Source organism: Flavobacterium fryxellicola, from assembly GCF_900143245.1.
GTDB classification, from domain to species: Bacteria; Bacteroidota; Bacteroidia; order Flavobacteriales; family Flavobacteriaceae; genus Flavobacterium; species Flavobacterium fryxellicola.
Genome location: NZ_FRDK01000005.1, coordinates 150991 through 164967, shown reverse-complemented (window position 1 = coordinate 164967; position 13977 = coordinate 150991). Strand labels below are relative to the sequence as shown.

Below are 13977 nucleotides of genomic sequence, written 5' to 3'. Positions count from 1 at the left end.
TGGTGTAGTTGAAAATTGAATAGTAGAAAAAATGACAGAAGGGAATTTTGTAGATTACGTTAAAATATATGTTTCTTCCGGAAAGGGAGGAAAAGGATCTACGCACTTACACAGAGAAAAATTTATTGAAAAAGGGGGTCCAGATGGTGGCGACGGTGGTCGCGGCGGCCATGTGTATTTGGTTGGAAACAAAGGTCTTTGGACTTTATTTCACTTAAAATTTGCAAGACACATCAAAGCGGGTAATGGTGGAGATGGTAGTGGTGATCGAAGTACAGGTGCCGACGGTGATGATAAATTTATCGAAGTCCCTTTGGGAACTGTGGTAAAAGACAAAGAAACTGGAGAAATATTATTTGAAATTACTGAAGATGGTGAGAAACAAGTACTTTCAAGAGGAGGTAAAGGTGGTTTAGGGAACTGGCATTTTAGAAGTTCAACAAATCAAACACCGCGGTATTCCCAACCTGGATTACCAGGAGCAGAGATGGACGTTATTCTAGAGTTGAAAGTACTAGCCGATGTAGGTTTGGTAGGCTTTCCTAATGCAGGAAAATCAACTTTGTTGTCAGTGTTGACTTCGGCTAAGCCTAAAATTGCAGATTATCCGTTTACTACTTTAAAACCAAATCTTGGAATTGTAGCATACAGAGATTTTCAATCGTTTGTAATTGCCGATATTCCGGGAATTATTGAAGGAGCGGCAGAAGGAAAAGGGCTTGGACATTATTTTTTAAGACATATCGAGCGTAATTCAACATTGCTGTTTTTAGTTCCGGTTGATACGCCAGATATTAAAGGGGAATATGATATTCTAGTGAATGAGTTGACCAAATACAATCCTGAAATGCTAGACAAAGAACGTTTGTTGGTAATTTCTAAATGTGATATGCTGGATGATGAATTGAAAGCAGAATTAAAAATAGAACTAGATGTCGCTTTCAAGGACGTACCATACATGTTTATATCCTCTGTTGCACAACAAGGGCTAACAGAGTTGAAAGACAAGTTGTGGAAAATGTTGAACGATTAATTTTAGTTCTTTTTATATAGTAAATCCGTTTCAAGTTGCTTGAAGCGGATTTTTTTTTGGTCTATATTTTATTTTTTATTTCGACACTTGCACTCGAATGCCTTTGGTATGACTTGAAAACTCTGGTGCGTACATGCTTTGAATAGTGGAAATGCCATTAGAGAAATCGCCTTCGTTGTTCACTCGAATGTCGTATTCTAATACATAAGTTCCCTTGTTTATTTGGTCAAAAAAGAAATGTGTTGCAGCATCTTTGGTACTTTGATAAAAGCCCAATCCCTCTTTGTATTGGTATTCCGAAAGTACATTTGTAGGCTCAAAACACGAAGCTCGCATGTCTTTTAAATGCACAAATTCCATATTTTCTTTAGCAGTAAGAATCAAACGAACCGTGACCAAATCACCGATTTTTAAGGTGTTCTTGGCAGTAATCCGCTCTAGTTGTTCTCCTTTAGCGGTGTCTTTCTTGAGATATAATTCTTTGGCAACAGCCAAACTAGGTGCTGCGTTGTCTTTAATTTTATCTAAATCTTCAAAATATTGCCAGTAAATACCGCCATATCCCGGAACTTTTGATTTGTTCTCGATGACAATGTTTGCCATTTCTTTTTTAATTTCGTTGCTGCTCCAGTTGAGTTTTATATAGCCTGTTGCAGCTTCCTTTTCGCTGTCAGCAAGTTTTCTGGTCAGGATTTTCTCATCACCAATTTTGATACTGGTGTTGTTTTTTACACTCAACCAATCCGATCCTTGCATTAACAAAGCATAAACTGCCTCAGTTGTAGCTTTGGTTGTCGGCCAATTTTTGGTTTGTTTGGTTTTTAATAACCAAACCTTCATGGCATCTACTGATTTGGTGTCGTTTGTTATTTCGGTGAAAGCTTCAATCAGAAGTGCTTGCGTTTCTATAGGCGCCTGATACCAGAAATAACCAGATTTGTTAGCTATCCAATACATTCCCCAGTCTTCATTATTTGAACTAGTTTCTTTAAGGCTAACAAGAATTTTTTTAGCCGTCTCCTTTTCGCCAAAGCGACTTAGACTTAGCGCGGCTAATCCTTTTTCATAAATAGAATACGTCATCCAATCTTTTTTAGCAATTTCGAGATACTGTTTTGTTACTTTTTGTAACGTATCTGAAAGCGGATATTCCTTCAAGAAAAAACTTCTGCTGTACAAATAATGCAGTTCGGAATACGGATTGTGCCAAATGAATTGATCCTCAGCCTTTAAATTTTGTATTCTAGTTGAGTGTTTTTGTAAAAACTTTTGATCTAAAAATGGTACGCCTGTTTTTGTAATACTGCCGATTTTTATATTGGTACTTTTTTCTTGACTAAGCGCAGCAAGATGGCCTAAACCTGCTAAAATATGCCTTGTGATGTATTCGTTTTCATCGCTGCCGTCAAACCATGCAAATCCTCCTGAAGGTTTTTGCTTTTGTTTGAGTTTGCTGAATGTTGCCTCTTGTGAAGTTTTCATTTTTTCTAAATCAAAAAGGGTGGCAAGTTGCTGTTTCTTTTCGTCTTCGGTTTTCGCATCATTAAGCCAAGGGGTCTCGGATAAAATTATAGATTTTAAGGCTTCATTTTCTTCGAGTTTAGCATGTAATGCTCCATTTTTTTTCCAACTATCAAAAACAGCAGCAATTGTAGGATTGCTATTTATTATTTCGGTAGCTAAAGCATTTGCATAAAAGCGTGCAAAAGTTTGCTCAGCACATTCATGTTCGTATTCCATTAAATAGGGCAAGGATTGAATGGCGATCCATGACGGATTTGAAGTGTATTCAAACGTAAATTGATGATGGCGTAACGTGCTCGACGTATTATTTTTTAGATTTTCAAAGGAGTATTCTTTCTTCGAATTTTCGCGCACCCAAACCGGAATACTCTCTGTAACGAGCATGCTGTTGCTAAGAACTGGAAGTAGGCTTTCTTCCCCGTCAGAGAAGTTTCCGGCTTTCGCCAAAATTTTATACTGCACTCCTTGCAAGCCTTCGGGAATATAGATTTCCCAACTGACAGTAGTGTTACCAAAAGCAGGAAGTATAAAATTTTGAGTTGTTTTTGTATGCATCATTTTAGGATCAATAGGTTGCATGGTTGTAGCGTCAAAAAGCTGAAAAAGCGCTATTCCTACTTTAGGATCCTTCGTGATGTTTGCAATTTTTGCGGTAATGGTAATGCGGTCTTTTTCTCTAAAAAAGCGAGGGAAATTTGGCGTAATCATAAGTTCTTTTTGTGTTACAACCGTTTTCTCTAAATAACCGGAAACTGCTTGCTTGTTGTGTGCCATTAAACGCAATTTCCAAGCTGTTAATGCTTCAGGCGTTGTGAAATTGAAACTTATTTTTCCGTTTGAATCTGTTTTTAAATCAGGATAAAAGAAAGCTGTTTCAGCCAAGTTGGTTCTTGCTTTGACTTGCGTTACCGCTTCAAGTGCTTTTTTGGTGGTGATTATAATGGCGCCATTTGCTCCTTTGCTGCCGTAAAGTGCGGTTGCTTTATCGCTTTTTAAAACATCCACAGCAATAATATCTGATGCTGCAATTAATTTTAATTTTTCTTCTGTTACTGGTTCGCCATCAACGATATATAAGGCATTTTTGTACTTATCTGAAATGCTGCCGATACCTCTAAGTGTTACTCCACTGGCTTTTCCTTCTAGTTTTATAGCTATTCCTGCTGTATTGTAGATAGCATTATCAGCTTCTTCAACGACTTGTACAGAACTTGATAATGACTTATTTTTTACACTCCCATACCCCATCACTACAACTTCTTGAAGACTGTTTTGCGCTTCTGTCAAGATAATGTCTACGGTATTAGAATCAATTTTGATTGTTTTTTGTTCAAAACCAATATAGTTTATGGTTAACTCTTCTCCTATAGCGGCTTCTATTTGGTAATAACCATCAAAATCAGTTTGTGTGCTTCGTTGAAGTCCATTAATGACGATACTGACGCCTGGCAGCGGTTCTTGACCATCAGTAACAATTCCAGAAATCATTTTGGCAGTTAGCGGTTTTCTGCTTTTACTATTTAGTTCTTTTCGATACGCTTTTTGTTGCTGCTGGGTGAAAGAATCGTTGATATTAAAGCCAAACCACAGTAATTCGGTGTTTTTATCGTTTAACTCAATGCTTTTAAACAAGAGATTTAAATTACGAATCGAACTGTAAATCTTTTCAAATCCTAAGCTTGTTTTGAAGGATAGAGCGTTATAGTTGCCATCTCTAAAAGTCAAATCATTCCAATCCCTTTTAGCAAACTGATCTAAAGAACTGTCATACATTGAGGCCAAAACTTCAGCTTCTTTTGAAGTATTAAATGTTTTTAATTGAAACGACCAATTTTCGCTACTTCCGGGTTGTAATTTGTTTCTGAAACTTTCAACTGTGAATTCCAATTTGGATTGCTCCTCATTGAGAATTACTTTTATTTCGTCATAAAAAGTTTGATTTTCAAACACACTTTCAAAACCAATGTTCATTCTTTTTTCAAACTCTTTTTTTAGCGGAACTTTGATAATGACTTCATTGTTTTGCAGATGATAAGTATTTTCGAAATAGAGGAAACTTTGATAATTTGCGGTTGTATTGATATAAAGTTCAGGAATAACCGACGTTAATTTTACTACAACAAAACCATCTTTTTTAGCATCAGCATTGATTTGTTTCGCAACAAATAATTTACTGGAATCGATTTTGTCCTTGCTCTGTATCAATTGGAAATTAGTGCTGGTTTCTATTGGATTTTCAAAAGCATCTTTGGCAGAAAAAATAACTTTATAATTGCCTGATTTATACTTGGAAATGAAATCCAACGCTAGTTTTTTATCTTTTTCAGTGTCAATCTTTTTAGAAAAGACTAAAGTTGGACTTGGTTTTTCAACAGTTGCTTTTTCATTTTGTTCGTATGGAAATAATCGCTCAAAATCTTCTTTTGAAATCGATTCGATTTCTGGTTGTGGAAAAACTCGGGATTTAAATTTATCCGAAAAAGGACTCACATAATAAAGGTTAATCTCGCCTTTTACAGCTAAAAATTCTCCGTTGAGATTAGTGCTTTTAAGTGCGATTTCATTTTCGTTTTTGGTTTCAATTCGGTTTGGAATTGTTGCAGTGAGTGTCAAAGAATGATACCCAATCCGGATATTCGTGCGGTTTTGATGCGTTTCGCCATTACTATCAGTAACGGTTGCTGAGATATAATATTCAAAAATGGGTAACTGTTCTTTAGAGGTGTTTTCAAATGGTGTAGCGATAAAATTTATATCGAATTTTCCAGAAGCATCCGTTGTAGTCTCGCCAACTAAAATATTTTCTGATTTACCATTTTGTTGGTAGTAGTACCCGTTGCTTAAGGTGTAAGGGATTAATGTGACCTTATAACTTACTTTTGCATCCGAAATGCTGCTTCCGGCAAAAGCTTTGGCCAATCCATTTACGCTTACTTTTTGATTGACTTGATAGGCATTTTTAAAAGGTTCGAAAGTCACTTCAAATTTTGGTTTTTTGTACTCTTCCACTTGAAATGATAGCGAAGAATCTTCAAAATCATTTTCGTCCCAGAACGAATGTTCCTTTTTAATAGAATTGTAAATCACATCCTTTTCATTGTAGTGGGGCTCGTCGGCTTCTATTCTAAAAGTACCTGTTAATCCTGATGATGGCAGAATAAAGGATCCTGAAAAAGAACCAAATTCATTGCTTGTTACTTGCAATTCTTTGAAAATTGTATAATTTGCATCTTTTACGATAATTTTAAAGGTGGTTTTTGGAAGAACACTTGTTTTATTTTTGATTTTTTGTACCGCAATTCCTTTGTAAAACACCGTTTGTCCAGGACGGTAAATAGCGCGGTCCAAATAAAATTCGACTTTGCCTTTTGCTTTCTGGTTTTCTAAAGTAGCGTAATCATTATGGTAATTCGAGTACCGATTATTAAGGAGTAACGAATCGGTATCTGTTGTATATTCGACAAGGCTATAATTACGGTTGTTATTTTCTTTTACATGCGTTGCCGTACCATTTTTGTCGGTTATACTTGTTTGATTCAAGAGTGCTATCGAAACATTTTCTATAGGTTTTCCCGTTTTTCTGTCTAACACCAGATAATTCTCTTTCTTATTGTTTTCCGAGGTTAATACTGTGATATTTGAAATTGTAATGGTTTCGTAAGCAAATGCTTTAGTATTCTTGATATCTGAAGTGCTTTCAAAATACACTAAATAACTGCCCGTTTTTAATGGAGGTAAAAGTACTTCAGTGCTGTATTCAAAATAATTATTCTTTTCTTCAAGTATATAGTTTTTAGTGGTAAGTGCTTTTTTGTTTTTAATTATTGCAGCAACTAAACTGTCTTTGTTATGGGGAGAATTTCGGAAATTTTTTGTCGTATTTTGATCGATTTGAAAGAAAGAAATGGAAAGTTCATTTAGATTTTTATATCTAATAAATGCTCTAGTATTTTCATTGGTATACGAAAATTTTTGAAGTTGAATATTCAATGATTTAGCTTGAATGTTTTGTATTTTTTGTAAAGCATGTTTGTGAGCGTTTGAACGATTATTGATTTTTATAATACTGTCAAGTGTTGCAATAGCTTGAATGTTATAGTCGGAGTGTGTTTCTTTTGAAGCGTGTCTGTTCAGAATAATGGCTTTTTCTAACTGAATTTTTTGAGTCAGAAGTGGATCTTTGGATACTTTTTGAATCGCAATTAATGATTTCATAACGATATCATCAGAGTCTACCAAAACGCTATTGCAAAATTGAATTCTATCGAGTTGGTTTTCGAAATCAGAAGAGTTTGTCTCTTGTATTTGATACAATTCAAGGATTTTTTTTACTATTATATTTTTGACAAAATCAAAATTTAGTTTTAAAAAAGATGCCGAATTCCCCAAGAGTTCTTGTTGATAAGGCAAGAATTCCTTTTTTTGGATTTCCCATTGCCTAATCTGTGACGTATATAGCGTAATGTTTTCTTTCAGTAAATAGTTAAATAGGTTTTCTTTTTTTATTTTTTCTTCATCAAGATAATTAAAAATTAGCTGGTAGTTACTTAAGGAGGTTTGCTTTAATATTGCGTCATTTTCTAATGTTTTTTCTAAAGCACGATTGATTTGTTCCAAAAAGTCTTTTGTTGTCCAAGTTAAAAATTGATCGTCCAAACTTACACTATTTGTTCTATTGTAAAGTAAATAGGAGTTTTGTTTTTGATAATCAATCAAGCATTTGGCGTAAACCAAATTCAAAATTGCCTTTCCTGGTGCAGATGCACGAGTGATTTCTGATTTTAAATTATTAATGATTTTTGTTTGCGCATTTTCATCAACTACTTGTAAAAATTTAGAAGTATAGAAAAAGCACTTGATGATTTGCGCTTCATCATGTTCAGCCGCTGCTTTTTTATAAATTTTTTCTACAAAAGCATTTGCTGTTTTAATTTTTCCGAGATTTTCATTTTCAATAACTTTCTGCCAGTTTTTGTCATAATTTTGTCCAAAAGCAATGGCAGAAAGGAAGATAAAGAGCAAGAAAATACGTTTCATAGGTTCTATTTAAAATTATTACCAAATAGTCTAAGATCATATAGAGATAAGAACTGAAAATATTTCCTACCAAATTACTAATATTTACTTAAAAACAAACCTAACAATTGATATTTCCCTATTTTTGAAGAATGAAACAAATTCTTTATTTATTTTTATTGCTACCAATTATGATGTGGTCTCAATCCAATTTTGAAAAAGGTGAAAAACTGTTCGAAGAAAAAAAATACAGTCAAGCGGAAGCTATTTTTGAATCGGTTTTAAAGGCTAATCCTGTAGATCTAAAAACCATTGAGTATTTAGGCGATATTGCTGGTCGAGGTAAGTCTTGGGATGCAGCGATTGGGTACTACAAAAAGTTAAAACAGCTCAAGCCATCTGAGGCTAATTATAACTATAAATACGGCGGTGCTTTAGGGATGAAAGCTAAGGAGTCAAATAAGTTTAAGGCGCTTGGTATGATTGATGAAGTAAAAGAATCTTTTGAAAAAGCAATAAAGCTTAATCCTAAGCACCTTGAAGCCCGTTGGGCACTTATCGAATTGTATATTCAGTTGCCGGGAATTGTGGGCGGTAGTGAATCGAAAGCCATAAAGTATTCCAATGAATTACTTCGCCTATCTTCTGTCGATGGCTATTTGTCACGAGGGCATATTGAGGAGTATTTTAAACGGTATAAAACAGCAGAACAACACTATAAAAAAGCAATACTAGCAGGAGGTTCCAAAACAAGTTATGAAAAATTAGCCAGTCTATATAAAAATAAAATGAGCGAACCTGAAAAAGCAAAAACAATATTAGAGACCTACAATAAAAAAATTCAAGACTGATTTTATCCCTACTTGAATGCAACAACCATAAACTAAAAATAAGAATGCGGACACATTTTATTGCGATAGGAGGAAGCGCGATGCACAATCTAGCCTTAGCACTACATAATAAAGGGTATCAAGTTACGGGAAGTGACGATGCTATTTTCGAACCATCAAAATCAAGACTAGATAAAAAAGGAATTTTACCGCAGGAATTGGGCTGGTTTCCTGAGAAAATAACACAAGATCTTGAAGCGGTTATTTTGGGTATGCATGCCAAAGCAGACAATCCAGAATTGATAAAAGCACAAGAACTAGGACTGAAAATATATTCCTATCCAGAATTCTTATACGAACAATCCAAAAATAAAACACGGGTAGTGATTGGTGGTTCTCATGGGAAAACAACAATTACCTCTATGATTTTACATGTGATGCATTACCATGATATAGCAGTAGATTATATGGTGGGTGCTCAATTGGAGGGTTTCGATACCATGGTTCATCTTACCGAGGAGAACGATTTTATCGTTCTGGAAGGAGATGAATATTTGTCTTCACCAATCGACCGCAGACCAAAATTCCATTTGTACCAACCCAATATCGCATTGATTTCAGGGATTGCTTGGGATCACATTAATGTTTTTCCAACGTATGAAAATTATGTAGAACAGTTTGAGGTTTTTATTAGAAAAATTACAAATGGTGGGATTTTAGTGTACAATGAAGACGATGCTGAAGTGAAACGGGTTTCTGAGGCAGCCACAAACCCCGTTCGGAAACTAGCATATCACACCCCTAAATATTCTGTTAATGATGGCGTAACCCTTCTTGAAACTCCAGAAGGCGCCATGCCAATTGAGGTTTTTGGCGAGCATAACTTGAATAATTTGGCTGGAGCCAAATGGATTTGTCAAAATATGGGCGTTGATGAAGCTGATTTTTATGAAGCCATAGCAAGTTTCAAAGGCGCATCAAAAAGATTAGAAAAAATTGCAGAAAGCAAAACAAAAGTAGCCTATAAAGATTTTGCCCATTCTCCAAGCAAAGTTGCGGCGACGACAAGAGCCGTAAAAGAGCAATATCCAAACCGGACTTTGGTAGCGTGTTTAGAGCTACACACCTACAGCAGTTTGAATGCTGAGTTTCTTAAAGAATATGAAGGCGCTTTGGAATATGCAGATAAAGCAGTCGTTTTTTACTCTCCTGATGCCGTAAAAATCAAACAGCTTGAAGAAGTTACCTACGAACAAATTGCTAAAGCATTTAATCGGGAAGATTTAATTATTTATACCAATCCGAAAGATTTCAAAAATTATTTATTTAACTTGAAACTCGAAAACACGGCTTTGCTGTTGATGAGTTCAGGTAATTATGGTGGATTAAACTTCGATGAGGTAAAGGAATTAGTTCAGTAAATAGGGATATGAACGACACAATAAAAATTGTAAGAACTACTAGTGAAAATCTTGATTTTGTCCATTTGATAGCCGTTTTGGATAAAAGTTTATGGGAACGATATCCGGAATTGAAAGCAAATTACTGGGGCAACAATATTTTAGAACTAAATCCAAATGTGATTGTTATTTACAAGGACAACAAAGCAGTAGGTTGTGGTTGTTTTAAAAAATACGATACAAATGCGATTGAAATAAAACGTATGTTTGTTTCTCCTGAAGCGAGAGGAATGGGCTTAGCCCAAACTGTTTTACAGGAGTTAGAGCTTTGGGCACTAGACTCGGGATTTACATTCTCTGTTTTGGAAACATTGTCCAAGCAAAAAGAGGCTATTGCTTTATATCAAAAATCAGGTTATGAAATAGTTGAAAATTACGAACCTTATGTGGGTTTATCGAATAGTATTTGCATGCGAAAAAAAATTTAAATAACAAGTGAATGGCTGAAAATTCCTTTTTTCCTATTACCAATTGGTCCGAAGATGATAAGCCACGAGAAAAACTAATGTTGAAAGGCAAAAGTGTTTTGAGTGATGCGGAACTTATTGCTATTTTGATTGGTTCCGGGAGTAGAAATGAATCAGCAGTGGATTTAAGTAAACGGATTCTAGCGAGTGTGGATAATAATTTGAATGCGTTGGGAAAATTATCATTGTCTCAGCTCATGCAATTCAAAGGAATAGGAGAGGCCAAAGCGATTTCAATTATAGCAGCTTTGGAGTTAGGAAGGCGCAGGCGTTCTGAGGATGCAGTAGAATTAAAAAAAATTACCTCTAGCAAAATTATTTTTGAGATTATGCAACCCATTATTGGTGAATTGCCCCATGAAGAATTTTGGATCATTTACATGAATAATTCAAATAAGGTGATTGCTAAATCGCAGTTAAGTAAAGGCGGTATTACTGGAACGTTAGTGGATGTTCGCATTGTTTTTAAAACGGCGCTAGAAATGGGAGCTACAGCTTTGATACTATGTCACAATCATCCTTCTGGTACTTTGATGCCTAGTGATGCAGACAAGCAGATTACAAGAAAATTGAAATTAGCTGGGGATAGCTTAGAAATAAAAGTATTGGATCATCTAATTGTCACAGAAACCAGTTATTTCAGCTTTGCAGATGAAGGAATATTTTAAAATTAAAAAATGAAACAAACACATATAAAAGACGTATTTTTCGATTTAGACCATACGCTTTGGGATTTTGATAAAAATTCAGAGTTGACTTTCGAGGGGATTTTTAATAGAAATCATCCCGAAATTGAAACCAAATTATTTATTGAAAAATACGTACCCATAAATCAAGAATGTTGGAAGTTGTATCAATATGATAAAATTACACATCAAGAATTGCGATACAATCGACTGAAACACTCTTTTGATGCTATAAATTATACAATTTCCGATGAAGAAATAGATGCTATTGCCGAGGATTATCTTCGTTTTTTGCCTGATAACAATCACCTTTTTGATGGAACAATTGAAGTTTTAGAGTATTTAAGTCAAAGATATACACTTCATATCATTACAAATGGCTTTGCGGAGGTACAATATAAAAAGATAAGTAATTCTAAGATTGAGTCTTATTTTCGAACCGTTACCAATTCGGAAATGGCTGGAGTTAAGAAACCAAATCCACTAATTTTTGATTTTGCTTTAGATTTGGCTAAAGCCAAAAAAGAAAGTAGCATTATGATTGGAGATAGCTTAGATGCTGACGTTCAAGGAGCAATCGATGCAGGATTAGATGCTGTATTTTTCAACGAAGCAAAAATTGAAGTTGGAAGTCACATTAAACAAATTAATCATTTATTAGAAATCAAAAAATATTTATAAACTATGAAAAAGTTATTTCTATTCGTACTAATACTAGTAATTAATTATTCGTACGGGCAATCCGTAAATGAGTATAAGGCAGTAATCGTTCCTTTGAAATATGATTTTCTAAAGGCAGAGAACCAATACCGTTTGAACACCTTAACAAAGTTTAACTTCAGTAAGGCAGGATTTGTTTCTTTTTATAGTAAAGAGGCAATTCCTAGCGAGTATGCGGATCGTTGTGATTTATTGTATGCTGATGTTGTCAATGATAGTGGCTTTTTGACAACAAGATTGTACATTACTTTAAAGGATTGCTATGGTAAAATCATTTTTCAATCCGCTGCAGGTAAGAGCAAAGAGAAAGACTATAAAGTTGCTTATAATGAAGCATTTGCTGAAGCCTTCGAATCCGTGTATGAGTTGCAATATAAATACAGTGGAGTTCGTGCTAAGGCGCAGCCGGTAGTTATCGCAGCTGCTGCTACTCCTGTAATAAAGGAAATGGTAAATGTAACAGATTTGAATCCAAACCTAACAAGTAAAGAGGGTACTATGCTTTACGCTCAGGCGACCGAAACTGGTTTTCAGCTTATTGACAATACCCCAAAAGTGGTTATGAAGTTGTTTAAAACATCGCAAGCCAATTCATTTATTGCAATGCGTGATACAGTTCAAGGATCCTTAATTTTGAAAGACAACCAATGGTATTTTGAGTATTATCAAAATGATAAATTAATTTCAGAAAAAGTAGCGGTTAAGTTTTAAATTCTTACCTATTCATTTTCTGCATAGTTCCATAAAAAAAGTCTTGAGTAATCAAGACTTTTTTTATGGAATTTAATATCCGTATTTATTTTTCCAACGGTTTTTTAGAAATTCTCTTATTGTGTTTTCTCTTGAATTATTTCCAGGAATATAAATAGGTTTTTTACTGATGGCATCAGGTAAAAATTCTTGTTCAGCAAAATTATTAGTGTAATCATGGGCGTATTTGTACTCCTCACCATAACCTAATTCTTTCATTAATTTTGTGGGTGCGTTGCGCAGGTGAATAGGAACTGGCAGATCTCCGGTTTGCTTTACTAGCTGTTGTGCAGTTCCAATCGCTAAATAGGAAGCATTACTTTTGGGAGAAGTCGCAAGATAAACCGCACATTGGCTTAATATGATTCGGCTTTCCGGATACCCAATCGTAGTCACCGCTTGAAACGTATTGTTGGCCATGATAAAGGCAGTAGGATTTGCATTTCCTATATCTTCACTGCTGAGAATAAGCATTCGTCGGGCTATGAATTTTACATCTTCACCGCCTTCGATCATTCGGGCAAGCCAGTACACCGCTCCGTTGGGATCGCTGCCACGAATCGATTTTATAAAAGCAGAAACAATGTCATAATGTTGTTCTCCAGTTTTGTCATACAAAACAGTATTTTGCTGTACCAAAGCAAAAACACGATCATTAGTGATTATTACATCGTCTTCGTTAGAAGCGTTTACAACAAGTTCAAAAATATTTAATAGCTTACGGCCATCTCCGCCGGAAAGTCGCAGTAGTGCTTCGGTCTCGTTTAATTTAATGTTTTTAGTAGAGAAATAAGTATCGGTTTTCATTGCGCGAGCTAGCAGAGATTCTAAATCCTTTTTTGTGAAAGCGTTCAAGACATAGACCTGACAGCGGGAAAGTAAAGCAGGAATCACTTCAAAGCTTGGGTTTTCGGTAGTGGCGCCTATTAGAGTAATCCAACCTTTTTCGACAGCAGCCAATAACGAATCCTGCTGGGATTTGCTAAAACGGTGAATCTCATCAATAAAAAGAATAGGATTTTTTGCAGTAAATAAACCGCCACTTTGCTTTGCTTTGTCAATCACTTCCCGAATATCCTTAACACCTGAATTAATCGCGCTCAAAATATAAAAGGGACGTTTCGATTCTTGTGCAATAATTTGTGCCAATGTAGTTTTCCCAGTTCCAGGCGGTCCCCAAAAAATTAATGACGGAATAATTCCTTTTATTATTTGTTGCGTCAATGAACCATTTGGTCCCACGAGATGGGATTGACTGATGTAGTCTTCTAATTTTTGCGGGCGTATGCGTTCTGCAAGTGGTGCTTCCATTTTTGTTTAAATCTAAAATCTAAATTTGTTATTCTTCAATCAAAATGATGACTTTGGTAAAATTACTATTTTTATTCGGAGCTATTTCCGGCTGTACACTATATCTTTTATATCTCGTTAAAAAACGAAATATAAAAGGATGCCGCTCCCATCCGGGCTAAGGATTTATACTTAGGAAGG

At 35.1% G+C, this 13977-nt stretch carries 9 protein-coding genes; 7 read left to right on the top strand and 2 right to left on the bottom strand.

The genetic code is table 11. The features are described 5' to 3' along the window. Positions 1 to 31 precede the first annotated feature (31 nt). Positions 32 to 1033, top strand: coding sequence for a GTPase ObgE (obgE, locus tag BUA03_RS09705; protein WP_066081089.1), 1002 nt, complete (start codon positions 32 to 34; stop codon positions 1031 to 1033). A gap of 75 nt (positions 1034 to 1108) precedes the next feature. Here obgE and BUA03_RS09700 read toward each other — a convergent pair whose 3' ends face one another. After that, positions 1109 to 7594 (bottom strand): alpha-2-macroglobulin family protein, encoded by a 6486-nt coding sequence (locus tag BUA03_RS09700; protein ID WP_066081086.1) that lies wholly within the window; start codon positions 7592 to 7594, stop codon positions 1109 to 1111. A gap of 131 nt (positions 7595 to 7725) precedes the next feature. On the opposite strand from BUA03_RS09700, the gene BUA03_RS09695 reads away from it, so the two are divergent. The 6 genes from BUA03_RS09695 to BUA03_RS09670 are packed head-to-tail and all read left to right on the top strand — an operon-like array spanning position 7726 to position 12447. Beyond that, a complete protein-coding gene (locus tag BUA03_RS09695) occupies positions 7726 to 8424 on the top strand; it encodes a tetratricopeptide repeat protein (protein ID WP_066081083.1) in 699 nt (232 codons plus the stop codon). Between the two features lie 44 nt (positions 8425 to 8468). Beyond that, positions 8469 to 9824, top strand: coding sequence for a UDP-N-acetylmuramate--L-alanine ligase (locus tag BUA03_RS09690; RefSeq protein WP_066081079.1), 1356 nt, complete (start codon positions 8469 to 8471; stop codon positions 9822 to 9824). 8 nt (positions 9825 to 9832) lie between these two features. After that, complete coding sequence (locus BUA03_RS09685) at positions 9833 to 10291, top strand: GNAT family N-acetyltransferase (RefSeq protein ID WP_066081076.1); 459 nt, start codon at positions 9833 to 9835, stop codon at positions 10289 to 10291. A gap of 11 nt (positions 10292 to 10302) precedes the next feature. Continuing rightward, positions 10303 to 10998, top strand: a complete 696-nt coding sequence (gene radC, locus BUA03_RS09680) for a RadC family protein (RefSeq protein WP_066081073.1) — start codon at positions 10303 to 10305, stop codon at positions 10996 to 10998. A gap of 9 nt (positions 10999 to 11007) precedes the next feature. Continuing rightward, positions 11008 to 11697 (top strand): YjjG family noncanonical pyrimidine nucleotidase, encoded by a 690-nt coding sequence (locus BUA03_RS09675; RefSeq protein ID WP_066081070.1) that lies wholly within the window; start codon positions 11008 to 11010, stop codon positions 11695 to 11697. 3 nt (positions 11698 to 11700) lie between these two features. Beyond that, a complete protein-coding gene (locus BUA03_RS09670; RefSeq protein ID WP_066081067.1) occupies positions 11701 to 12447 on the top strand; it encodes a hypothetical protein in 747 nt (248 codons plus the stop codon). A 72-nt stretch (positions 12448 to 12519) separates the two neighbouring features. Here the strand turns inward: BUA03_RS09670 and BUA03_RS09665 are convergent, their stop codons facing one another. Then, a complete protein-coding gene (locus BUA03_RS09665) occupies positions 12520 to 13797 on the bottom strand; it encodes a replication-associated recombination protein A (RefSeq protein WP_066081064.1) in 1278 nt (425 codons plus the stop codon). Positions 13798 to 13977 lie beyond the last annotated feature (180 nt).

Coding starts and splice junctions, on each gene's coding strand:
- radC (WP_066081073.1), top strand. CDS start 10,303: ATGGCTGAAAATTCCTTTTTTCCTATTACCAATTGGTCCGAAGATGAT.
- BUA03_RS09695 (WP_066081083.1), top strand. CDS start 7,726: ATGAAACAAATTCTTTATTTATTTTTATTGCTACCAATTATGATGTGG.
- BUA03_RS09690 (WP_066081079.1), top strand. CDS start 8,469: ATGCGGACACATTTTATTGCGATAGGAGGAAGCGCGATGCACAATCTA.
- BUA03_RS09670 (WP_066081067.1), top strand. CDS start 11,701: ATGAAAAAGTTATTTCTATTCGTACTAATACTAGTAATTAATTATTCG.
- BUA03_RS09685 (WP_066081076.1), top strand. CDS start 9,833: ATGAACGACACAATAAAAATTGTAAGAACTACTAGTGAAAATCTTGAT.
- BUA03_RS09675 (WP_066081070.1), top strand. CDS start 11,008: ATGAAACAAACACATATAAAAGACGTATTTTTCGATTTAGACCATACG.
- BUA03_RS09700 (WP_066081086.1), bottom strand. CDS start 7,594: ATGAAACGTATTTTCTTGCTCTTTATCTTCCTTTCTGCCATTGCTTTT.
- BUA03_RS09665 (WP_066081064.1), bottom strand. CDS start 13,797: ATGGAAGCACCACTTGCAGAACGCATACGCCCGCAAAAATTAGAAGAC.
- obgE (WP_066081089.1), top strand. CDS start 32: ATGACAGAAGGGAATTTTGTAGATTACGTTAAAATATATGTTTCTTCC.